At 60.4% G+C, this 22,407-nt stretch carries 16 protein-coding genes; 15 read left to right on the top strand and 1 reads right to left on the bottom strand.

The features are described from left to right. The first annotated feature begins 27 nt into the window (after positions 1 to 27). The 10 genes from ACR0K1_RS23330 to ACR0K1_RS23375 all read left to right on the top strand — a co-directional run bounded on the left by ACR0K1_RS23330 (position 28) and on the right by ACR0K1_RS23375 (position 11,875). The gene (locus ACR0K1_RS23330) at positions 28 to 603 is read left to right on the top strand and encodes a TRAP transporter small permease (protein WP_480852035.1); all 576 of its coding nucleotides are present in this window, start codon (positions 28 to 30) and stop codon (positions 601 to 603) included. Continuing rightward, on the top strand, positions 600 to 1,895 hold the full coding sequence (locus ACR0K1_RS23335; protein ID WP_170328647.1) for a TRAP transporter large permease: 1,296 nt from the start codon (positions 600 to 602) through the stop codon (positions 1,893 to 1,895). The genes ACR0K1_RS23330 and ACR0K1_RS23335 overlap by 4 nt, the downstream gene beginning before the upstream one ends. Beyond that, positions 1,895 to 3,787, top strand: a complete 1,893-nt coding sequence (locus ACR0K1_RS23340) for a bifunctional sugar phosphate isomerase/epimerase/4-hydroxyphenylpyruvate dioxygenase family protein (RefSeq protein WP_480852036.1) — start codon at positions 1,895 to 1,897, stop codon at positions 3,785 to 3,787. Before ACR0K1_RS23335 ends, ACR0K1_RS23340 begins: the two co-directional genes overlap by 1 nt. Continuing rightward, positions 3,784 to 4,611 (top strand): citryl-CoA lyase, encoded by an 828-nt coding sequence (locus tag ACR0K1_RS23345; RefSeq protein WP_480616374.1) that lies wholly within the window; start codon positions 3,784 to 3,786, stop codon positions 4,609 to 4,611. Before ACR0K1_RS23340 ends, ACR0K1_RS23345 begins: the two co-directional genes overlap by 4 nt. Beyond that, positions 4,601 to 5,788: a Gfo/Idh/MocA family protein gene (locus ACR0K1_RS23350; protein ID WP_480852037.1), complete on the top strand. Its 1,188-nt coding sequence runs from the start codon at positions 4,601 to 4,603 to the stop codon at positions 5,786 to 5,788. The genes ACR0K1_RS23345 and ACR0K1_RS23350 overlap by 11 nt, the downstream gene beginning before the upstream one ends. Continuing rightward, positions 5,778 to 6,452 carry a hypothetical protein gene (locus ACR0K1_RS23355; RefSeq protein ID WP_480852038.1) on the top strand — a complete coding sequence of 225 codons (675 nt, stop codon included), beginning with the start codon at positions 5,778 to 5,780 and terminating at the stop codon, positions 6,450 to 6,452. The genes ACR0K1_RS23350 and ACR0K1_RS23355 overlap by 11 nt, the downstream gene beginning before the upstream one ends. Then, positions 6,445 to 7,635, top strand: a complete 1,191-nt coding sequence (locus ACR0K1_RS23360) for a Gfo/Idh/MocA family protein (protein ID WP_480852039.1) — start codon at positions 6,445 to 6,447, stop codon at positions 7,633 to 7,635. The genes ACR0K1_RS23355 and ACR0K1_RS23360 overlap by 8 nt, the downstream gene beginning before the upstream one ends. Before the next feature lie 139 nt (positions 7,636 to 7,774). After that, positions 7,775 to 8,704: a sugar phosphate isomerase/epimerase family protein gene (locus ACR0K1_RS23365; RefSeq protein WP_480852040.1), complete on the top strand. Its 930-nt coding sequence runs from the start codon at positions 7,775 to 7,777 to the stop codon at positions 8,702 to 8,704. Beyond that, complete coding sequence (locus ACR0K1_RS23370) at positions 8,685 to 10,094, top strand: aldehyde dehydrogenase family protein (protein WP_480616364.1); 1,410 nt, start codon at positions 8,685 to 8,687, stop codon at positions 10,092 to 10,094. The genes ACR0K1_RS23365 and ACR0K1_RS23370 overlap by 20 nt, the downstream gene beginning before the upstream one ends. Next, on the top strand, positions 10,094 to 11,875 hold the full coding sequence (locus ACR0K1_RS23375; RefSeq protein WP_480852041.1) for a thiamine pyrophosphate-binding protein: 1,782 nt from the start codon (positions 10,094 to 10,096) through the stop codon (positions 11,873 to 11,875). Before ACR0K1_RS23370 ends, ACR0K1_RS23375 begins: the two co-directional genes overlap by 1 nt. Before the next feature lie 172 nt (positions 11,876 to 12,047). Here the strand turns inward: ACR0K1_RS23375 and ACR0K1_RS23380 are convergent, their stop codons facing one another. Continuing rightward, the gene (locus ACR0K1_RS23380; RefSeq protein WP_480852042.1) at positions 12,048 to 12,953 is read right to left on the bottom strand and encodes a LysR substrate-binding domain-containing protein; all 906 of its coding nucleotides are present in this window, start codon (positions 12,951 to 12,953) and stop codon (positions 12,048 to 12,050) included. A gap of 109 nt (positions 12,954 to 13,062) precedes the next feature. On the opposite strand from ACR0K1_RS23380, the gene ACR0K1_RS23385 reads away from it, so the two are divergent. The 5 genes from ACR0K1_RS23385 to ACR0K1_RS23405 are packed head-to-tail and all read left to right on the top strand — an operon-like array spanning position 13,063 to position 22,396. Further along, positions 13,063 to 14,610: a trimethylamine methyltransferase family protein gene (locus ACR0K1_RS23385; protein ID WP_480616359.1), complete on the top strand. Its 1,548-nt coding sequence runs from the start codon at positions 13,063 to 13,065 to the stop codon at positions 14,608 to 14,610. Then, positions 14,607 to 15,905 carry an aspartate aminotransferase family protein gene (locus ACR0K1_RS23390; protein ID WP_480852043.1) on the top strand — a complete coding sequence of 433 codons (1,299 nt, stop codon included), beginning with the start codon at positions 14,607 to 14,609 and terminating at the stop codon, positions 15,903 to 15,905. Before ACR0K1_RS23385 ends, ACR0K1_RS23390 begins: the two co-directional genes overlap by 4 nt. Next, a complete protein-coding gene (locus tag ACR0K1_RS23395; protein ID WP_480852044.1) occupies positions 15,902 to 18,316 on the top strand; it encodes a GcvT family protein in 2,415 nt (804 codons plus the stop codon). The genes ACR0K1_RS23390 and ACR0K1_RS23395 overlap by 4 nt, the downstream gene beginning before the upstream one ends. Further along, positions 18,313 to 20,724, top strand: coding sequence for a GcvT family protein (locus tag ACR0K1_RS23400; protein ID WP_480852045.1), 2,412 nt, complete (start codon positions 18,313 to 18,315; stop codon positions 20,722 to 20,724). The genes ACR0K1_RS23395 and ACR0K1_RS23400 overlap by 4 nt, the downstream gene beginning before the upstream one ends. A gap of 4 nt (positions 20,725 to 20,728) precedes the next feature. Further along, on the top strand, positions 20,729 to 22,396 hold the full coding sequence (locus ACR0K1_RS23405) for a thiamine pyrophosphate-binding protein (RefSeq protein WP_480616351.1): 1,668 nt from the start codon (positions 20,729 to 20,731) through the stop codon (positions 22,394 to 22,396). Positions 22,397 to 22,407: the final 11 nt, after the last annotated feature.

A 22,407-nucleotide genomic window follows, 5' to 3' on the forward strand; every position in this document is an offset into this window, starting at 1 on the left:
CATCTACACAAGGGAGGGAGAACCACGATGAAAGGCTTCATAAAGGGGTTCTCCCGACTGACCGAAGCGATTGCCGGCGGGATGCTGGCGGCAATCTTCCTGATTTTCCTTCTGCAAATTCTTCTGCGGTACTTCTTTACCCCAGCCGGTTGGACGCTTGAACTGATCGGCATCCTCTGGGTCTGGGTGATCTTTTTTAGCTGCGCGTTCATCGTGCGCGAGAGAGATCACGTGAAGTTTGACATCATTTACCTTTCGGTGCCGATGCGCGTTCGTCAGGTCTTTGCGATGCTGGCGGCCGCGGCGATTGTGGTCGGGATGCTCTACAGTTTCCTGCCCACATGGGACTACATCGACTGGATGAAAATCCGCAAAACCTCGACTGTGCGCAATCCGTTCTCGGGTGAGAAGATACCGCTGCGCACCGTGTTTTCGATCTATGCCGTGTTCATGCTGGTCGTGGCCGCGCGCTATGGCTGGCTGTTCTTCGACATCATGCGCAACGGCCCACCTAAAACCGAACTTGAAATGGTCGTGGGATTTAACGTGGTCGACGATCATCCCCGCGTTGACGGCGAAGACGACGAGGACGCAAGCAAATGAGTTTTGAACTTCTTTCCTGCCTGCTCGCTCTCTTTCTTCTGGCAGGCATCGGGACACCTATCGGTTATTCCATCCTTTTGGCCTCATTGGTTTATCTGGGCACGGCCGGATTGGACGTCGCCCTTGCGGGCGAGAAGATCCTGCAAGGTTTTTACAAAAGCACGATCCTGCTTGCGGTGCCGTTGTTCATCGTCGCCGCGAATATCATGAACGCTGGGTCGATCACCGACCGTTTGTTGAACTTCTGCGTCGCTGCTGTCGGGCGTTTCAAGGGCGGCCTTGGGCACGTAAACGTGGTGGCGTCTCTGATCTTTTCGGGCATGTCCGGCTCGGCTGTCGCGGATGCCGCGGGGATCGGCAAGATCATCATCGAGATGATGACCAAGGATGGCCGTTACAGCCGAGGTTATGCTGCTGCGATTACCGCGGCGTCGGCGACGATTGGCCCGATCATTCCGCCCTCGATCCCGATGGTTTTGTATGCGCTCGTTTCCAAGGCCTCTATCGGGTCTCTGTTCCTGGCCGGTATTCTGCCGGGCCTGATCATGGGCGTCGTCCTGATGGCGATGAACTATTATCTGGCCGGAAAGCGGAACTTTGCATTGGAAGAACCTGTTCCGCTGCGCGAATTGCCGGCTAAAACCGCCAACGCGTTCCCGGCGCTGCTGATGCCCGCAATCCTGCTGTACGGTATTTATGGCGGTGTCACCACGCCGACCGAGGCCGCCGCCGTTGCTGCATTCTACGCCCTGCTGCTGGCAGCGTTGTTCTACCGCGCGCTGACCTTCCGTGGCCTTTATCAGGTGTTCGTCGACAGTGCGCGCTCTTCCGCTGCCGTCGGGGTGGTCATTGGTGGCGCGTTCATTCTGAACTTCATCGTCATTCAGGAGCAAATCCCGCAGTCTATCTCGGCGCTTCTGGAGGGTTCGGATGTTAGCCCGATTGTTTTCCTGATCCTCGTCAACCTGCTGATCCTCGCGCTGGGTTGCGTGTTGGACGCGACAACGATCATTCTGGTGATCGTGCCCCTGTTCATTCCAACCTGCGAGGCGCTCGGGATCGATCTGGTGCATTTCGGAGTGCTGGTCGTCGTGAACTCGATGATCGGTCTGATCACTCCGCCCTATGGCATTCTACTCTTTGTGATCAACGCTGTGACGGACATTCCGTTGCGCGAGATTATCTCGGAAATCTGGGCTTTCCTCGCGGTTCTCATCTTCGCCTTGGTGATCATGATGCTGATGCCGGATCTGGTCCTGTGGTTGCCGCGTATGTTTGGATATCAGGGATAATGTGCCTCTCGGTTTCGACAGCGTCGATCCCCGGTGATCTGGCTGAAAAACTGAGTGCCATCGCTGAAGCGGGGTTCGGGGGTGTCGAATTACACGAACCGGATTTGACCGCTTTTGACGGGCCGCCATCGCAGATCCGGAACATTGCATCAGACCTCGGCCTGAAGATTTGCCTGCTGCAACCCTTTCATAACCTCGAAGGCCAGTCCGACGGTGGGCGAGAGCGCGCCTTTGATCGGCTGAAGCGCAAACTCGATCTGATGAGCGAGCTTGGTACCGATCTGCTACTAATCGGGTCCGCGTTCGAGGTCGATGCCGCTGCCACCGAAGAACAGGCAGTCGCAGACCTTGGCGAGGCGACCCAGATCGCGAAAGAGATGGGTTTGCGTCTGGCCTATATGGGCTTGCCATGGTCGGGCCTTGTTCACTCGGATGAGCAAGCGTTACGCGTGGTTGAAGCCATCGACAGCCCCCGTTTGGGGTTGGCCTTGAATTCCTTCTTCTCGCTTGCCGACGGGTCCAAACCCGCCCGACTTCGGGACATTCCCGGAGAGCGGTTGTTCCATGTGCAGCTGTCCGATGCACCCCGGCTTGAGATGGATATTCGTAGGCTCAAACGGCATTTCGGGCTTCTGCCGGGGCTCGGGTCGCTGAACCTTGCGGGCTTCGTGCGGGTGCTGGCCCGCGCCGGGTACGAGGGGCCCTGGTCCATTGCGCGCGTCAACGAAACGGCACCGCAGCCCGGTGGCCGAACACTGGCCCGAGACAGCTACAGGTCGCTGGTGAACCTTCTGTATGAGGTTTCGCGGACCGAGCCGGGAACCGATTTGGGCATCCCGGACCTGCCGGAGCGCATCTATGCTTCAGGCTTTGAGTTCGTCGAATTTACAGCTGATGAGTTAAGCGGCGCGCAGCTGGCCGATATGCTCTCGGCCATGTGTTTTCGGATGGAGCGCAAGCACGTCACCAAGTCCGTCGAGCTGTGGCGGCAGGGCGCGATAAACATCGTTGTGAATACCGAAAAGGAAGGTTTTGCCCATTCGGCGTTTCTGGGTCATGGCCCCTCGGTTTGTGACATGGGGTTGCGTGTCAAAGATGCGGATCAGACGGTTCAGCGAGCGACCGCGTTGGGCGCGCCGAATTTCTCACAACCGGTGGGAACAGGGGAACTGGATATCCCGGCCATTCGGGGCGTTGGTGGCAATGTTGTCCATTTCATCGATGAGAAATCCGATCTGCATCGGGTGTGGGATATCGAGTTCGAGCCGGTTGCCAAAACCAAAGCGACCCAGCCCGCCGGTCTGCGCCGCATCGACCATCTGGCACAGACAATGCGTCACGATGAGATGCAAAGCTGGCTGCTCTACTACATTTCTACTTTTGAGATGGCGAAGTCGCCAATCGTAAACGTTGCAGACCCGTCCGGCGGCGTGCAAAGCCAGGCTATCGAGAGTCCCGAAGGCGAAGTGCGCCTGAACCTGAACGGGGCAATAGGGCGCCGAACACTGGCGGCATCATTCCTTGAAGATGGCTTAGGGGCCGGCGTTCAGCACATCGCCTTTCAGTCGGACGATATATTTGAAACCTCAGCCCAGTTACTCAAGTCCGGCTTTCCCAGCCTGCCTATCCCGGAAAACTACTACGCTGATCTGCAAGCGACTTTCGGATTGGAAGACGATCTGATCGCTCAACTGCGTGGGGGAAATATCCTTTATGACCGGGCGGCGGGTGCCGAGTATTTTCAGATCTACAGTTGCCCCATCTTTAACGGCTTCTTCTTTGAAATCGTTGAGCGCCGCATGGGCTATGCCGGTTACGGCGCGCGCAACGCGCCCATTCGTCTCGCAGCGCAAAGCAAATCCCAGACGGTGAAAGAGGTGCAAACGCAATGACCGCGCAGATGACAAGCGATGAGCGCGCCGTTCGCCAATGGTGGCGTACCTCCATCATCGACATGAAGCCTGGTCAGATCGCTTTTCGCGGAAACGCCATAGAAGACCTGATTGGGAACGTATCCTTCCCGCAGATGATCTGGCTGATGGTGCGGGGCGATCTGCCCAGCGACGCGCAAGCGCGCCTGTTCGAAGCCGCATTGGTCGCAGGCGTGGATCACGGTCCGCAGGCCCCCTCGATTGCGGCTGCGCGTATGGCCGCCACCTGTGGGGTTGGTCTAAATAATGCGATGGCGACTGCGGTGAACATGCTGGGCGACGTGCATGGCGGGGCAGGAGAGCAGTGCGCAGAGCTGTACTATGATATCGCAGTCCGCATGGATGCGGGAGCTTCGCTGAATGACGCTGTTCGGGATGGCTTGGACAGTTGGCGCGAGACCTACGGCAAGATCGTCTCGGGCTTTGGGCACCGGTTTCACAAACCCGTCGATCCACGCGCACCACGATTAATGCAACTTGTTCGAGATGCGGCGGCAGAAGGCACGGTTTCTGGCCGGTTTGCCGATATCGGCGTAGAGGTTCAGGCCGAACTCGGCCGTCAACGCGGCGGTTGGCCGATTGCGATGAATATCGATGGCGCGACCGCTGTGATCTTCTGCGAGCTTGGCTTTCCCGCGCCCTTGTCGCGGGGGCTATTCTGCCTGTCCCGCTCGGTCGGAATTCTCGCCCATGCGTGGGAGCAGATGAACCAGGGCGGTCGCAATAAAGGTCCCATGCCCCCGAATTACTTACCCCTCTACGAAGACAGGAATGATGACAGGTGAGACATCGAAATCCTTCCGGGTCGGCCTCATCGGCTGTGGTCGTATCAGCGATATCTATCTAAAAACACTATTAAAATTTTCGAGCGTCGAGGTCGTGGCTTGTGCAAGCCTTGATCCTTCGGAAAGCCGCGCCAAAGCGGATCAATTTGGAATAGCCAAAGCCTGCACACCCGATGAGGTGTTCGCCGATCCGACAATTGACTGCGTTCTGAATCTCACAATTCCGGCGGCCCATGCCGAAATCAGCCTGCGTGCGCTGGAGGCTGGCAAGCACGTCTATTCCGAGAAGCCGCTGGTTATGAATCGAACGGATGGCAAGGCGATCGTGCACATGGCCTCTGAAAAGGGGCTACTGGTCGGTTGCGCGCCCGACACTTTTCTGGGCGGTCGCTGGCAGACCGTTCGGCGCTTGATCGACGAGGGTGCCATTGGCAAACCAACAGGGGTTTTTGCCCATGTCGGTACCCACGGGACTGAGCGCCATCATCCCAACCCGGATTTCTACTATCAGGCCGGTGGAGGGCCCTTGCTGGACCTTGGCCCATACTACCTGACCGCCATGATCTGTTGCCTTGGTCCCGTCGACCGCGTTGCAGGAATGGCGCGGCGGACATTTGACCAGCGGATGATCGAAAACGGCCCACGCAACGGCGAATGGATGGATGTCAAGGTCGACACGCATTCGCTAAGCCTGTTGCAGTTCTCGTCCGGTGCCATCGGGTCGATGACCATGAGCTTTGACGTTTGGGATAGCGAAACGCCGCGGTTCGAGATTTACGGCGAAAACGGCACCATCTGCATCCCTGACTCTGACCCGGTTCATGGTGCCAATATCTTTCAAGGGGATGTCTGGCTGAAAACGCGGGACACCTCGCGCTGGTCTCATCAGCCTCGTCCAACCAGTCGCGAAGACTGGAAGGTGGTCGAAAACAAACACGGGTTCAATGAAGACAGCCGCGGGCTCGGCCTTTTGGACCTGGCTCTGGCGGTGCAAGAAGGACGCCAACCCCGTGCAAGTGGAGCGCTTGCCTACCACGTGTTTGAGGTCATGGACGCGATTGAACGGGCGCCGAAATTCGGCGCCTACCAGACGATAGAAAGCCGTTGCGCGGCACCTGCGCCTCTGCCGGTCGATTTCCTTAACGATGAGAGGAAGGAATTGGTTCATGCCGATTGAGACACTCGACTTTGCCCAGCCATTTTTCCGCGTCCAGCACATCACCGATGAAGACAGAGTATCTGTCGAGGGTCGCGCAATTGTTCTGAACCTTGGGCGGCTGGATCTCTCTGTCGAGGATCAGAACATTGCACCGCTCTCCTCCGTTATCGTGCAAGACAGCACGCTTAACGGCGTGGAGCGCGCAGTCATTGTCCACGGTTTCGACGCCCATGGTGATGACAGCGAGCTATTCGCGCGGGTGAAAGATACGTGGCCGTCGGCCTTCGATGTTCGCCAAGAGCAGCGTCTGCGCGGTGTCAGCCACTACATGTCGCCAAAGGTCTTCGTGGGTAACGTTGGGCTGACCATGTACCATTCCGGCTCGGTGCCGCTGAATGTCGGATTGCATAAGGATCATCCGTTCTGCCCGGTACCGGGGTTTCGCGAAGTGCATACGCAAATTGTTGGCTTTGGCAAAATGCAGCAATGCCGCGAACGGGACGTCGAGACCCTTTACCTCGAAGAATTCATGGCCCCCGGCACGACGCACAGGCCGATGTATGACGCCGAAGGCATCTATCCCTGGCATCAATACGAGACAATCACCCCCTGCATATTCATGGCAGTCGAAATACTGCCCGAGGGCGTACGGATTCCGGAAATGGAGGTTCAGAATGGTTGAGAGACTTTTACCCGAAGACCTGAACTTTGACGGCCCTTTCCCCCGCCTGTCTCGCCGTTTGCGGCTGGGCGTTGTTGGTGGTGGACGTATCTCGGTCACGCAAGCAACGGCTGCCCGGATGACCGACCGGTGGGAGGTCGCCGCAGGCGCGCTCAGTTCTGACGCCGCGCGCAGCAAAGCGCGCGGGGCTGAGTGGTACCTGCCGGCAGACCGGTGCTATGCGTCGTTCGACGAGATGGCAAAGGCCGAGGCAGCGCGCGCGGATGGGGTGGATGCCGCTATGATCACTACCCCGAACCACGTTCATTTCGACGCGGCCAAGGCGTTTCTGGAAGCAGGCATTGACGTGCTGTGCGACAAGCCCCTGACCAACGAAGTCGCCGAAGCCGAGGGGCTTGAAGAGATTGCCGCGCGCACGGGACAGGTCTTTGCCGTCGGATATGCGATGTCGTGTTTTCCAGTGATCCGGCAAGCCAAACACATCGTGGCCGAAGGCGGCATCGGCAAGATCAACCAGATCCATGTTGAGTTTATGCAAGACTGGATGACGCCCGAAGATGTGGCTGATGCGCCTCATGTCAAATGGCGGCTGGACCCCAAGATTTCTGGTCCGACCAGCTGTGTCGGCGATATCGGCACCCATGCTGCGCATCTCGCCAGTTTTGTCTCGGGCCTGCCGATGACCAACCTGCGGGCCGAGTTTCATGTCTGCGGTGCGCCTAAGCCGTTGGAAGACACGGTGTACATGTTCACCCGCTATCATAACGAGGTTCCGGGAACCCTGATTGCGACACGTCTTGCCCCGGGAAATCGGGGTGGGTTGCGGTTGCGGATTTTCGGGAGCGAAGGAGGTCTCGAGTGGGATTTAGAGCATTCGGAACAGCTGAAGTTCAACCGGTTCGGTGAGCCGGACCGCATCATAAGCCGAGGTCACGGGCATGGCATCGGCCCCGGCGCGGAACGTCTGATCCGTACCGCGCGCGGCTTCCCCGAAGGGATCATCGAAGCCTGGGCCAATCTCTATACCGAATTTGCCATGGCAGTGGCTGCACGCCGGGATGGTGTCGCTGTTCCGGCCGATTGGCTTGCCTATCCCGGTGTCAGTCAAGGCGCAGACGGCGTCCGTTTTATTGATGCCTCTGGGCGTTCTCACCAGGCCGGAGGCGACTGGGCCGCGATCTAAGGCTTTGCAGACACAAAGGTTATACGCGCCCGGGCCAGTGCCCGGGCGTTTTCGTTTGCTGAGCAGTATTCAGAGTTGATATTTTTAAAAATATCAGATATTTTGTACTACATGTGATGAAATTGAGATTCGCAGACGCATGGAGCTGCCGTTCATGGTGAACCCCGAAGAGGTTGGCACACGCCCCTCTCTCTATTCCTTGGCGCATCTGACGCTGATCGGCTGCACGCCACCCGAGCTCGTCTATATCGCCGCCCGGGCGGGGTACGATGCCGTCAGCCCCCGGTTCATTCCGATGCATGTCCCCGGCGAATTCACTCAGTCCCCGATCGACATGGCACAGGTGCAGGCCACCAAAATGGCGCTTGCGACCACCGGCCTGAAGGTTCTGGATATCGAGATCGCACGCATTACCGAAGACGTGGACCCGCGCGGTTTTGAGCGCTCGCTGGAGATCGGCGGGGAACTGGGTGCCAAGCGCATGATCATGAGCGCGTGGACCAATACCCGCGATGATCGTGACTTCCTGATCGACGTCTATTCTGAAACCTGCGAACTGGCCGCGCCCTACGGGCTAACAGTGGACCTGGAGTTCCCAAGCTTCTCCCGCCTGCGCACGCTGGATGAGGCACTGGACATTGTCCGCGCCTCTGATCAGCCGAATGGCGGTATTCTGGTCGATACGCTTTATCTGCACCTCAGCCGTGTGGATCTCGGAGAGCTCTTGCACGTCCCCTCGGACCTGTTTCACTTCCTGCATATCTCTGATTGCCTGCCCGGCATTGCCGATACGCGCGAGGGCATGATCCAGCTGGCCCGTGATGCGCGGCTATATCCCGGTGAGGGATGGATTGATTTCACCGGCATCATCGAACGGATGCCACCCGTCGACTATTCCATCGAACTGCCCAACCAAAGCCGCGTTGCCGAGTTGGGATATGAAGAACACGCGCGTCGCTGTCTCAGCCACGCCAAGCGAACATTCGGCGCGGCGCGGTCACAGCGCCGTATGCCTGATGCAGCCATTCTAAAACACCAAGAGGTTCACCATGGGCAAAGAGCTCACTGAAAACGACCGACAACTCGCGGGTGATATGCTGGCACGCGCCCGCGCTGCCATGGCCGAGATCGAGGATTGGGATCAGGACAGGCTGGACCGCCTGTCCCAGGCCATCGCATGGTATGCGGGGAACGAGAAAACCTTCACGCGGCTGGCCCAGCAAGGCGTGGACGAAAGCGGCATCGGAGATCGCGAAGGGCGGCCTGCGAAGCGGTTCAAAATCCATATGGTTTTGCGCGATGTCCTGCGTACCCCATCGACCGGAATTGTAGAGGTTGATGAGGAAAAAGGTCTGGTGAAATATGCCAAACCTGCCGGCGTGATCGCGTCCCTGATCCCGATGACCAATCCGGCGATGACCCCACCGGTGACCGGCGTTTCCGCCGCGAACGCCCGGAATGCGGTCATCTTCAGCCCACATCCGCGCACTGCCCATACCACCTATGAAATGGTCGAGGTCATGCGCGCAGCCTGTCGAGCAGCAGGCGCGCCCGAGGATCTGTTTCAATCGATCCGCAAACCGTCGATCCCATTGACGCAACATCTGATGGAGATTTGTGACCTGACGCTGGCAACGGGCGGTAAGCCGATGGTCAAAGCGGCCTACAGTTCAGGGCGTCCGGCCTATGGCGTCGGCGCGGGCAATTCGTCCATCGTCATAGATGAAACGGCTGATCTGGACATTGCGGCGCAGAACACGCGCATTTCCAAGACCTCTGACTTTGGGTCCGGCTGCTCGGCCGACGGTAACATCGTTATCCAGCGTTCGGTCTACGACGATATGATCAAGGCGCTTGAGGCCGAAGGCGGTTACCTGTGTTCGGATGAAGAGAAGGCCATGCTCGAAGCTGCTATGTGGGATGAGAAGGGCAACCGCACCTTCCCGACCATCGCCTGTCCGCCTCAGCAAACAGCTGAAGTCGCCGGTTTTAGCATTCCCGAAGATCGCAAATTCCTGATGGTTGAAAATCAGGGGCAAATCGGGCCGCAGCACAAGTTCTCGAAGGAAAAGCTGACCACGCTGATGGCGCTTTATAACTTCGAAACGTTTGATGACGCGCTGGACACCGTCCGCCAGATCTACAACACCGGGGGCAAGGGCCATTCCTGCGGGATTTATAGCCATAATGACGATCACATCGACCGGTTGGCGCGTCTGGCTCCGGTCAGTCGCATGATGGTGCGGCAGCCTCAGTCCAAGGCCAATGCAGGCGCCTGGACCAATGGCATGCCCATGACCAGCAGCCTGGGCTGCGGCATCTGGGGCGGCAACATCACCAATGAAAACGTCACCATGAAACACATGATGAACTACACCTGGGTCAGCCGTCCGATCCCCGAGGATCGCCCCTCGGAGCCGGACCTGTTCGGTGAATTCTACGGGCAGGAGGTCGCGTGATGGACGGGGCAAAACTGGAAGGCAAAACAGTCGCTGAACACGTCGTAGACTTTCTCGAACGTCGCGAGGTCAAGCATGTATTTGGCCTGTGCGGGCACACGAACATCGCGGTTCTGGCTGCGCTGGCGGAAAGTCCTATCGATTTTGTCACAGTACGACACGAACAAATCGCCAGCCACGCGGCGGATGCGTATGCTCGCGTGACGGGCAAGGCCTCGGTGGTTTTGTCTCATCTCTCTCCGGGGTTGACCAATTGTGCCACCGGGGTCGCCAATGCGGCGCTGGACTGTATCCCGATGGTGGTGATCGCGGGTGACATTCCCACGCATTACTACGGCAAACACCCGCATCAGGAAGTGAACCTGCACGCGGATGCTGCACAATGGGAGATTTACCGCCCCTTCGTGAAACGCGCTTGGCGGGTGGATCGGGCAGACCTGATGGCCGAAATTCTGGAAAAGGCGTTCCATCTGGCCGAAAGCGGTCAGCCCGGGCCGGTACTGGTCAACGTGCCCATGGATATCTTTTCCGAGGTGATCCCATCGGACAGCTTCGACCGCATCCGCGACAACACCCGCGCGCTCAAGAAACCGTCGATTGACGATGAAACCGCGCGAGAGATTGTCGAAGCGTTGGCTAAAGCCGAAAACCCGGTCGCTTATGTCGGGGGCGGCATCCTTCTGGCGCAAGCCAGCGAGGAGTTGCGCGCGTTCGTTGAACACATGGGCCTGCCGGTCGCGCATTCCCTGATGGGCAAAGGCGCGCTCCGCGACGACCATCCGCTGGTGCTGGGAATGACAGGGTTTTGGGGCACTGAACTGGTCAATCAATCCTGCCTGAATGCGGACTACATCTTTGCCGTGGGAACCCGGTTCAAAGAGGCCGATTGCTCCAGCTGGTATCCCGGCTACACGTTCAACATTCCCGGCTCCAAGGTCATTCATATCGACATCGAACCGCAGGAGATCGGCCGGAACTATCCCACCGAGATCGGCGTCGTTGCGGACGCCAAGGCCGCTTTGCGCGTTCTCAATCGGGTCGCCCGCGAAATTTATCCGGACGGCTTCAACCGCCCCGCGCTGGAACAGAAGATCGCTGACTTCCGGACCGACTTCAAAGCGCGCAACGTGGAAATGGCGACCTCATCGGCCTTTCCAATAATGCCCGAGCGTATTCTGGCCGACACCCGCAAGGCGCTGCCCGAGGATGCCATCATCACGACCGATGTAGGCTGGAACAAGAACGGCGTCGGACAGCAGTTCGATATTTTGACGCCGGGTTCGATCCTGACCCCGGGTGGGTTCGCCACGATGGGTTTTGGCCCCCCGGGCGCGGTCGGCGCGAAACTGGCAGCACCTGATCGCGTTGTCCTCAGCCTGGTCGGCGATGGTGGCTTCGGTCAAAACCCGTCGATGCTGGCAACAGCAGTCGAACTTGATCTGGGCATCATCTGGCTGGTTATGAACAACAACGCTTTTGGCACCATCGCCGGCCTTCAAAAAGCGCATTACGGTTTGACCTATGGAACCACGTTCCCCGGATCAGCCGCCGCACCCACAAACGGACCGGGCTATGCAGACATAGCGCGAGCCTACGGCGCGGAAGGGCACAGACTCAGCGCTGCTGACGAGTTGTTGCCTGCATTGGAAGCGGCAATCGCCAGTGGCAAGCCAACCGTGCTCGATGTGCCAATGATCAACAACCCGACACCAACGACCGGGCATTGGAACATCTTGGACATATACTCGCCGGACAAAGAGGTATCTCACGTCGCGACTTGACGAAACTGGGCGTGTTCAGACGCGCCACGGCAGCGCGCATCCTGTTTTTAATGGTAGCTAAGAGTTGGCCGTTGCATATGGCAATCGGGGATGGAAGCAGCCATTCGCTATAATGCCAGGTTTGACGATACTCTTGGTGAAAGCTGACGTTTACGACAAAGTGCCCGATTGCTCAACCGCCCAAGTATAGACCTCGTTCTGGATCACATTGCCCCAACAACCATCGGCATATTGCGTCGATGACGTCCTGCCTCGCGTCGGGTTTTTGCCGAACAAGGTAATAGGCCCGAATTTCACTATAGACGGGCTCGAAAAGCTGGACCAACGTGCCGTTGGCCAGCTCACTGTCAATCAGCGGGCGCCATCCCATCACCACGCCCTGGCCTGAGATCGCGGCCTGTAGCAAGACATTCGTGTCCTCGATCATCGGACCGGGCAGGGCGTCGTCGAACGAAACTCCGTTGTAGGCAAACCACGATTGCCAGCCGACAGCGTCGCGTTGATGGATCAGGGGAAAACCAAGTAGTTCCGATGGTTCCGCCGGATGGCCTAGGCGATCCAAAAGATCGGGGCTGGCCACTGGCGCGGTCATGACGCCCACAAGGCGATCCGCAACCATGTTGGGCCAGAAACCGTCACCCCAGGTGATGAAAATGTCGGCGTCCACGTTCTGTGGCGACACCAGCAGCGGGGTCTGTACGAGTTCAAGATCAATCTGGGGGAAATGCGCATTGAACTCTGTCAGACGCGGCAGCATCCAGCGGGTGGCAAAGCTGGGGCCCATGGCGATGCGAACCTTGGTGTGATCGGATTGTTCCGAGATATCCAGAATGGCGCGTTCCAGGATGCGAAACGCTTTGGTGACCTCTTCGGCCAGGCGTACGCCCTCGTCGGTCAACGCAACTTGTCGACCGGACCGGGCGAACAAGGTCAGTTTCAGATGCGCCTCAAGCCCGCGAATGTGATGGCTGATGGCGGTGGGGGATACGTGAAGCTCTTCCGAAGCGGCGCGGAAACTGCCCAGGCGCGCCGCGGCATCAAAGGCGCGCAGGGCGGAAAGAGAGGGAAGGGCGGCCATATGGGAAATAAATGAGTTTTACTCATCTGATGCAAGAGAATCTTGTTTTTGTTGCGCTTGCTGCAAAGGCTTTAGCATGGGGGGTGAAGAACTTGCGTCAGGATCGCTTATGTCCGCCAGAGCCCGCCGCCGCGGTCGCGCCTCAAGGCTCGATCAATCCGTACCGGAAGAGGACGCCTCGCCCCCGGTTTGGCCGGGCCTGTCCGGGGGTGCGTTTCGGCCGCTTAATGATCGGGCGCTGGCTGATGTAAACGAAGCGGTCTTGCATTTGCTCGAGACATTGGGGCTTAGCCAGGCTTCGGCTTCCATGATCGAAAAGGTCTGCGCGCAGGGCGGGATTTGGACCGAAGATCAACGGCTTTTGTTTCCAAGGGATCTGGTGTTGCGCACAGTGGCCGAGGCGCGGCGCGATGTAGTGCTATACGGTCAGGACCCCGGGCACGATCTGGATATCTCGGGGTCGCGCGTGCACATGAGTTCGGGCGGGGCCGCGCCGGGGGTTTTCGATATCGAGGACGGGCGCTATCGCAATGGCACCGCCAGGGATCTTTACGATGCCGCGCGGATTGTGGATGCGATGGAGAACATCCATCATTTCAGCCGCTCCATCGTGGCCACGGATATTGAAGACGTGGCCGAGATGGACCTCAATACCGCCTATGCCTGCCTCATGGGCACTTCGAAACACGTATCGGTTTCGGTGTCTCAGCCGCAGAACGTCGCGCAACTGGCCGAGCTTTGTTACATGATCGCCGGCGGTGAAGATGCGTTCCGAGCCCGGCCCTTCCTGACCGTGATGGTCTGCCATGTCGTCCCGCCCATGCGCTTCGCGGAAGAGGCGTTGGACACGTTGGAGGCCGCCATTCTGGCGGGATTCCCGGTGCAACTGATCAGTGCCGGGCAAGCGGGGGCGACCAGCCCGGCAACAATTGCGGGGTCATTGGTGCAGGCGATTGCCGAAACTCTTGCAGGTCTGGTGTTCGCGCGGCTTGTCGATCCGGATGTGGCGGCCCTCTTTGGTCCCAAGCCGCTTGTGGCCGATCTGCGCACCGGCTCGATGTGCGCTGGCGGTGGCGAACAGGCGATCCTGATGGCCTCAGCCGCGCAGATGGGGCGGTATTACGACCTGCCGACCACTTCGATTGCCGGGATCACCGATTCCAAGACGCTGGACGCGCAATATGGCAGTGAGAAAAATCTGGCCGTCGCCTCGGCGGCGCATGCCGGATCGAACCTGATCACGCAATCCTGCGGCATGCAGGCCAGCCTGTTGGGCGTCGCGCTAGAAGCGTATGTCACCGACAATGACATGCTGGGCAATATCCTGCGGACGGTGCGCGGGGTCGAGGTCACGCCCGAAAACATCGGCGCCGATGTGATTGCCGAAGTGTGCCGGGGCGAGGGGCATTATCTTGGGCACCGCCATACATTCGGGCGGATGAAGTCTGATTACTTCTATCCTCATCTGGGCGACCGCCGCACCCCGCGCGAGTGGGAGGAGGATGGCGCACGCCCGATAGGCGATGTCGCGCGAAGCAAGACGCGCGAACTGCTGGCGGGACATTTCCCGGCGCATATTCTCGACGCGATGGACCGCGCCATTCGCCAACGTTTCAACATAAGGATCAGCCGGGATCAGATCGGACGGGCCCCATGAGGACCAATGCTTCACTGTCGGCGCGTGCCCGCCGGATCATGCCCGGCGGCGTCAGTCACGAACTGCGCTACAAGGCCCCGCATGCGATATACATCGACCGCGCCAAAGGGGCCGAGAAATGGGATGTTGAGGGCAAACGCTACATTGATTTCAAACTGGGTTCAGCCAGTCAGCTGTTGGGCAATTCCTGCCCCGAAGTGATGGAAGCCGTCGCGCGGCAACTGACCAAAACGCCCTATACCGGCGATTGCCACCCGCTGGAAATCGAATGGGCCGATTGGATTCACCGTCTGGTGCCCTCGGCCGATAAGGTGCGGTTTACCGGTTCGGGAACGGAATCCACGATGCTGGCCTTGCGGGTTGCCCGCGCTTATTCCCGCAAGGACAAGGTGCTGCGGATCGACGGGCATTTCCACGGCTGGCATGACCTGCTTCTGAAAGGCTCAAAACCCGGGTCCGATACGCCGCCCTCGCTGGGTGTGCCGCAGGCGATTGCCGATCTGACCGTGGTCGTCCCGCCCGCGCTGGATGCGATCCGCGCCGCGTTGGAGGCCGATGACGGCATCGGCACAATCTTTGTCGAGGCGTCGGGGGCAAATTATGGCTCGGTCCCTCTGCCGGACGGGTTCCTGCCCGGTATCCGCGCGCTGGCGGATGAGCTGGGCAAGGTGCTGATATTTGATGAGGTGATCACCGGCTTTCGCTGGTCCCCCGGCGGGCGACAGGCGCGCGATGGCGTTGTGCCGGACCTGACCGCCATGGCCAAGGTTGTCACCGGCGGTCTGCCTGGCGGGGCCATCGCGGGTCGCGCGGATATCATGGACCTGCTGGACCCCGGCCAACCGGTTGACGGGCTTGCCCCGGCGGTCAGCCACAAGGGCACGTTCAACGCGGCACCTGTGGTGGCCGCAGGTGCGATTGCTGCGATGAAACTGCTGTCGACCGGAGAAGTGCAGGCCCGCGCCGACGCCATGGCCGCGCGCTTGCGCGACGGGTTCAACGCGGTGTTTGCGCGGCGCGGCGTGCCGGCGCTGGCCTATGGCGACAGTTCGACCTGCCATCTGTATTTCGGAGGCACGTCGATAGACGGGCTGAGCGCCGCGCAAATCCGCACCGTCCCACCTGCACTGGTTCAGGGCCTGCGCAGCGGGTTGCTGGACCGGGGTGTGGACTTCATGTCCTTCACTTCATGCGTGACTTCGAGCACCCATACCCCTGACCTGATCGACGAAGCGGTCGGGATTTTCGACGCCGTTCTGGGCGATCTGATCCAGACCGGGGTGATCGCCGCATGAGGTCTCTGCCAAAGCACGCCCGCACGGTTGTCATCGGTGGCGGCGTCATCGGCTGTTCGATCGCGTATCATCTGGCCCGCGAGGGGCGGACGGACATCGTGGTACTGGAACGCTCAAAACTGACCAGCGGAACGACATGGCACGCCGCCGGTCTGGTGCGCCGCCTGCGGCCCTCGGCGACGCTGACCAAGCTGATCACCTATTCGATTGACCTCTATGGGGAATTGGAGCGCGAGACCGGCCAGGCCACCGGCTGGACCCAGACCGGATCTCTGACGCTGGCCACCAATGCGGATCGGCTGACCAATATCAAACGGCAGGTCAGTCTGGGCCGCGCCTTTGGGCTTGAGGCCGAAGTCGTCGATGCGGCCCGCGCGAAAGAGCTGTGGCCGCTGATCGAAACAGATGAAGTGATCGGCGCGGTCTGGTCCCCGGCGGATGGCCGGGTGAACCCGTCGGACGTGGCGCTGGCGCTGTCGAAGGGCGCGCGGGCGCGCGGGGTGCGGTTCTTTGAAGACACCGTCGTGACGGGCTTGCAAAAGAAGGCCGGGCGCATCTCGGGCGTCGCGGTTGGGGACCATGTGATCGATACCGACGAGGTGGTGATCGCCTGTGGCCTCTGGTCCCGCGATGTGGCTGCGATGGCGGGCGCGCATATGCCGCTTTATGCCTGCGAACATTTCTACATCCTGACCAAACCGCTGGCCGAGGTGCAGGCGCTTGGCAAAGGCGCTCATCTGCCGACGCTGAACGATCAGGACGCGTTCCTCTATGCCCGCGACGATGTCGAGGGGTTGCTGGTGGGCTGCTTCGAGCCCAATGCCAAGGGCCTGCCGCTGGACCGTCTGCCCAAGGATTTCAGCTTTGATCTGCTGGATGAGGATTGGGACCACTTCATGCCGATGATGGAAAACGCCCTGCGCCGGATACCCGCCTTGGAACGGGCCGAGGTGCGGATGCTGCTCAACGGGCCGGAAAGCTTCACCCTCGACAGCCAGTTCATGCTGGGCGAAAGCCCCGAGGTCCCGGGCCTGTTCCTGATGGGCGGCATGAACTCGACAGGTATTGCGCTGGCTGGCGGCGCGGGCAAGGCGATGGCCGAATGGATCATCGCGGGCGAACCGACCATGGAGCTGAACGAGGCCGACATTCGCCGCTTCAGCCCCGAGATGAACGTATTGGGCGCGTTGGAGGCCCGCATCCCCGAGGTTCTGGGTCGCCATTACGACAACCCCTATCCGGGACGGGCGATGGCCAGCGCCCGCGGCCAGCGCCGATCCCCCATTCATGCCGGGCTGGTTGCGGCGGGGGCGCGGTTTGAACCGCGCGGAGGCTGGGAACGGGCGGTGCATTTCGGCGGCAACACGGCGCATCTGCCTTTGACCTTTGGTGTGCCCGCGTGGCGCGCGCAAGTGGGGCAGGAGGTTCAGGCCTGCCGCGAGGGTGCAGCCATTCTGGATCAATCGGCTTTTGGCAAAATCATGGTGCAAGGACCGGACGCATGCGCATTTCTCAACCGTCTTTGCGCGGCCGAGATGGATATCGCCGTGGGACGCATTGCCTATAGCCAGATCCTGAACGCAGGCGGTGGCGTGGAAAGCGACCTGACGGTGCAGCGTCACGGGCCCGAGACTTATTTGCTCATCGTCGGCGCGGGAGAGGTTGTGCGTGACCTAAAGCGCATGCGCGAAACCCGAGGCGATTTCCGGGTTGAATTCACTGACGTGACCAGCGGCTATGCCATTCTGGGGCTGGCCGGCGCACAGGCCCGTCTGGTTTTGCAAGCGACTTCCAACACCCCTTTACACGACCTGAAACGCTTTCATTTTGCGCCGGTCGAAATCGGTCTGGCACGCGGTTGGGCCGGGCGGCTGAGTTTCACCGGCGAAGAAGGCTATGAGCTTTACATTCCCGCCGATATGGCCATGGCCGCGTATGAGGCTTTGCTGGCCGCAGGGGCCAGCCATGCAGGGCTATACGCCAGCGGCAGCCTGCGGATCGAAAGCGGGTTCCGCGCTTTCGGGCATGAACTGACCCCCGGCACCACACCGCATGAGGCCGGTTTGGCTGCGTTCTGCGCCATGGGCTCCGGGTTTGTGGGCGAAAGGGCGCTGCAGGATCACACACCCGCGCGCCGGATCGTTTCGCTGCTGTTTGACGACCCCGACGCCATCCCGATCCATGATGAGCCAATCTACGACGAGGGTCAGGTTGTGGGCCAAATCACGTCCGCCGCATGGAGCTATCGATTTGGCCGCTCTGTCGCGCTGGCGATGATCTCGGGCACGCCGGGATTTTTCGACGAAAAATCTTCCACCGCTGATGGCACATGGCCGGTTGAGGTGGAAATCGCCTGCACCCGTTACACCGCCCGCGCGGCGCTTAAACCCGCCAAAGAGGCGTTCCGATGAGCGACACAACCCGCACCACTCAGGTCGCCATCATCGGAGGCGGGATCATGGGCGTTGCAGCCCAGTTCCAACTGGCTGAAAACGGCTGGACCGATACGATCCTGTTCGAAAAAGCGGAACTGACCAGCGGGTCGACATGGCACGCGGCCGGGCAGATCGCGCATGCGGTGGGCAGCCGGATCGCGGGTTGGATCAACAAGACCTCGATTGAAACCTACAAGCGCGTTGAGGCGGAGACCGGGCAAAGCATCGGCTGGCACGAGGTTGGCGGATTCCGGATCGCGACGACGGATGATGAGGTCGACTGGATGAAGTCGATCATGGGCGTCGGTAAATTGCTCGACCTGCCGATGGAACTGGTCGGGCCGGATGACGTGGCCAAGGGCAATCCGTTCTACCGAACCTCGGACATCAAGACGGCTGTTCAGACCTTTGAAGACGGGCATATCGATCCATCCGGTGTCACCATGGCGCTGGCCGCTGCCTCGCGCGCACGCGGGGCCAGGATCGAGCGGCACAACCGCGTCACGGGGGCGGCGCGCCGGGGCGACATGTGGCGTCTGGCGACGGAAAAGGGCGATGTGATGGCCGAACATGTGGTGATCGCTACAGGTTCCTATGCCAATCAGGTGGGCGAATGGTTCGGGCTGAAAATCCCCAGCGTTTCGTGCCTGCATCATTATCTGGTCACCGATACGGTACCCGAGTTCCTGGACCGCCCCGAGTTACCTGTCATGCGCGACAATGCCTTTGGCGGCTATATCCGGCAGGAGCAGAAATCGGGTCTGATCGGGATATACGAGGGCCATGTCTGCCCCACCATCTGGGAAATGCCGCAAGGCGCGCCCTGGGCAGCCGAAAATGAGTTGTTCGAGGCCGATTACGACTCGATTGGCGACTTCCTGATGGTGGCGTTCGACAAGATGCCCGTTCTGGCCGAGTTGGGGATCAAGCGTGTGGTGCGCGGCGCGATCACCCATACGCCGGACGGGGGTATGTTGGTGGGGCCGTCGGGCGCGCCGAATGTCTGGCTGTCTTGCGGGTCTTCGATAGGGCTGGCGTGGGGCGGTGGGGCCGGCAAAGTGCTGGCCGATTGGATGGTGCATGGCGAAACCCCGATCAACACGCGCGGCATGGACCCACGCCGTTACGGCGATTTCAGCACCGACCAGTTCATTGTCGAGCGTACTAAGGACGAATTCATGCGCCGCCATGATACGCCATGCCCCGGCAAACAATTCGATAGCCTGCGCCCCCTGAGGCGCCACCCGCTTTATGACCGTCTGGCCGCCAAGGGCGCGGTGTTTGGCGAGGTCGCGGGCTGGGAACGCCCGCGCTATTTCGGTGAGGTGGGCGAAGTTGAACAGATCGGCTGGGGCCGTCAGACTTGGCACAAAAACGCCATGGCCGAGGCCAGGGCCACACGCGCCACTGCCGGTGTGATCGATCTCTGCGCCTTTGCGCAGTTCGAGATTACGGGAAAGGACGCAGGGGCTTTGCTCGACCGGCTGTCGGCCAACACGATCCCGGCGCGGGACGGGCGGATCAGCCTCAACCACTTGCTGACGCCAAAAGGACGGTTCGAGACCGAGATCACAATCTGGCGCATCGCTCAGGATCGATACTTTACAGGCTCCGCCATCGCACGGGCGAACCCGGATTTTGATTGGATCAGGTCCCATATCCGGCCCGGTGAAGACGTGCGGATGATCAACCGCAGCGCGGATTGGGGGATGCTGGCCTTGTCCGGCCCGGCCTCGCGCCGGATCATGGCGGAACTGACGCGGGCTGATCTTGGCAACGCTGCCTTCCCCTGGCTGTCCGGGCAAGAGATCACCGTGGCGGGCATACCCTGTTATGCGCTGCGCGTGTCTTTCGTCGGCGAGCTTGGCTGGGAATTGCACGCGCCGCTGGGCCGGATCGGCGCGCTCTATGATGCTCTGTTCGAAGCGGGCAGCAAGCATGGGCTGGTCGATCTGGGCTCTTACGCGTTCAACGGGATGCGGATGGAAAAGGCCTATCGCGCAAGCGGTGAACTGACCACGGATGTCGGTCCGTTCGACGTTGGGCTCGATCGGTTCGTACGCGCCGAAGGGCGGTATTTCATCGGCAAGGACGCGCTTTTGGGCCGCGACCCGGCCTGGCAGCTATTCTATGCGGAACTCCATGCAGATGACGTCGACATTCACGGCGGCGAGCCTGTGTTGCTGGATGGCACGCCCGTCGGTCTGACCACCTCGGGCGGGTACGGCTACACGGTGGGCAAATCGTTGGGGTGGCTGTTCGTGCGCAAAGACACCCCGCGCCAGGGTCTAAGCGTGCAGATCCTGAACCGTGCCATTCCCGTGACCGTTCACGACGCCGCCACGTTTGACCCGCAGAACCTGAGACCCCGATCCGAGGACTAGACCCATGACCAACATCACCGGCGGCGAGGCCGTCTATCGCGTGCTCAAGGCCAACGGGATCGACACCGTGTTCGGTCTGCTCGGGGGCTCGATGCTCGAGCTCTACGACGCCATGTATCAGGGTGGCGAGGTCGCCTATGTCGGTGCGCGCGATGAACGTGCGGCGGGGCATATGGCCGATGCATGGGCCCGGATGACCGGCAAACCGGGCGTTGTGCTGGGCGCGCAGGCCGGGCCGGGCGTGGTCAATATCGTCACCGCCGTGGCCGAGGCGCATCTGGCCTATTCTCCGATGGTGGTCATCGCGGGCGCAATCACGCGGGCTGATCAGTGCAAGGACACGTTTCAGGAGGTCGATCAGGTGGCGCTGTTTGCGCCGATCTGCAAACGCTCGGTCATGGTCTCCGACCCGTCACGGCTGGTGCCGATGCTGGAAGATGCGATCCGGCTTGCAAATTCGGGCCGTCGCGGGCCGGTGGTATTGCATGTTCCACGTGACCTCTTTGCGGCCGAATTGCCGGCGATTGACCCGGCTTCGGTCAACATAGCCCGGCCCGGTCCGCCCGCGCCGGAAGACGTAGCGGCGATTGCCGCGCTTCTGAGCGGGGCGAAGCGTCCGGTGATCTTTGCCGGTGGCGGTTTCAAATGGGGCAAGGGGCGTGATGCCCTGACCGCTTTGGCCGAGGCACTAGAGGTGCCGGTTGTGGCCTCAACCGGTCATGCGGATGTGATGCGCCATGGTCATCCGTGGTTTGCCGGTCAGGCGGGACCCCGTGGCAATCGTGTTGCGAGCCGTCTGACCAGAGAGGCCGACGTGATGGTGGCGCTGGGCGCGCGGCTTGGCTTCAATTCGACCTTCCACAGCAATGATTATGTCGGGGCGGAAACCCGGATAGCCCATGTCGACATTGATGGGTCCGCGGTGGGTCGCTACTTCCCGGCCGAGATCGCGGTGCAGGCCGATGCCCGCCTGACGGCAGAGGCTTTGACCAAAGCCGCTACGAAGCCCGATGCCGAGGGATGGCGCAGCGCATTCAGGGCAGACATGGCCAGCCTTGCCGCCGAGCGCGCGGAAGAGGCACAGATCGCCACCCTACCGATGCACCCGCGCCGCGCCTTGGCCGAGATTCGGGCGGCGCTGCCGGAAAACGCCATCGTCACGCTGGACACAGGCAACACATGCCTGCAAGCCGCGGACCGGCTGGCGCATTACGACCCCCTGTCGCTGATCACACCGCTGGACTTCGGCCTGGTGGGATTTGGTCTGGCCGCCGCGATCGGTGCAAAAGCGGCTGCCCCGGATCGGCCTGTCGTTGCCGTGATGGGCGATGGCGCGGTGGGGTATACCATGATCGAGATTCAGACAGCCATTCAGCACGGATTGCCCATTGTCATCGTGGTTCTGGATAACGAAGCATGGGGGGCCGAAAAAGCCTATCAGGCAGAGTTTTATGGTGGGCGGTTGTTGGGGGCCGAGATCACATCGCCCCGCTATGACAAATTCGCCGCGCTGTGCGGCGGCAAAGGTATCTGGGTCGGCTGTCCCGGCGAACTGGGTCCGGCGCTGAACGCGGCCATCGTTGCAAATCAGACCACGGTGATTCAGGCCAAGATCGATCCGGGTGCTCTGACGACCCTGCGCAAGGACTTGTTCAAACCTCCGTCCCGGTAGTGATATTGTTC

The organism is Ruegeria sp. F5 (assembly GCF_056533845.1).

Coding starts and splice junctions, on each gene's coding strand:
- ACR0K1_RS23375 (WP_480852041.1), top strand. CDS start 10,094: ATGGACGGGGCAAAACTGGAAGGCAAAACAGTCGCTGAACACGTCGTA.
- ACR0K1_RS23380 (WP_480852042.1), bottom strand. CDS start 12,953: ATGGCCGCCCTTCCCTCTCTTTCCGCCCTGCGCGCCTTTGATGCCGCG.
- ACR0K1_RS23395 (WP_480852044.1), top strand. CDS start 15,902: ATGAGGTCTCTGCCAAAGCACGCCCGCACGGTTGTCATCGGTGGCGGC.
- ACR0K1_RS23390 (WP_480852043.1), top strand. CDS start 14,607: ATGAGGACCAATGCTTCACTGTCGGCGCGTGCCCGCCGGATCATGCCC.
- ACR0K1_RS23365 (WP_480852040.1), top strand. CDS start 7,775: ATGGAGCTGCCGTTCATGGTGAACCCCGAAGAGGTTGGCACACGCCCC.
- ACR0K1_RS23385 (WP_480616359.1), top strand. CDS start 13,063: ATGTCCGCCAGAGCCCGCCGCCGCGGTCGCGCCTCAAGGCTCGATCAA.
- ACR0K1_RS23360 (WP_480852039.1), top strand. CDS start 6,445: ATGGTTGAGAGACTTTTACCCGAAGACCTGAACTTTGACGGCCCTTTC.
- ACR0K1_RS23355 (WP_480852038.1), top strand. CDS start 5,778: ATGCCGATTGAGACACTCGACTTTGCCCAGCCATTTTTCCGCGTCCAG.
- ACR0K1_RS23345 (WP_480616374.1), top strand. CDS start 3,784: ATGACCGCGCAGATGACAAGCGATGAGCGCGCCGTTCGCCAATGGTGG.
- ACR0K1_RS23330 (WP_480852035.1), top strand. CDS start 28: ATGAAAGGCTTCATAAAGGGGTTCTCCCGACTGACCGAAGCGATTGCC.
- ACR0K1_RS23400 (WP_480852045.1), top strand. CDS start 18,313: ATGAGCGACACAACCCGCACCACTCAGGTCGCCATCATCGGAGGCGGG.
- ACR0K1_RS23405 (WP_480616351.1), top strand. CDS start 20,729: ATGACCAACATCACCGGCGGCGAGGCCGTCTATCGCGTGCTCAAGGCC.
- ACR0K1_RS23370 (WP_480616364.1), top strand. CDS start 8,685: ATGGGCAAAGAGCTCACTGAAAACGACCGACAACTCGCGGGTGATATG.
- ACR0K1_RS23340 (WP_480852036.1), top strand. CDS start 1,895: ATGTGCCTCTCGGTTTCGACAGCGTCGATCCCCGGTGATCTGGCTGAA.
- ACR0K1_RS23335 (WP_170328647.1), top strand. CDS start 600: ATGAGTTTTGAACTTCTTTCCTGCCTGCTCGCTCTCTTTCTTCTGGCA.
- ACR0K1_RS23350 (WP_480852037.1), top strand. CDS start 4,601: ATGACAGGTGAGACATCGAAATCCTTCCGGGTCGGCCTCATCGGCTGT.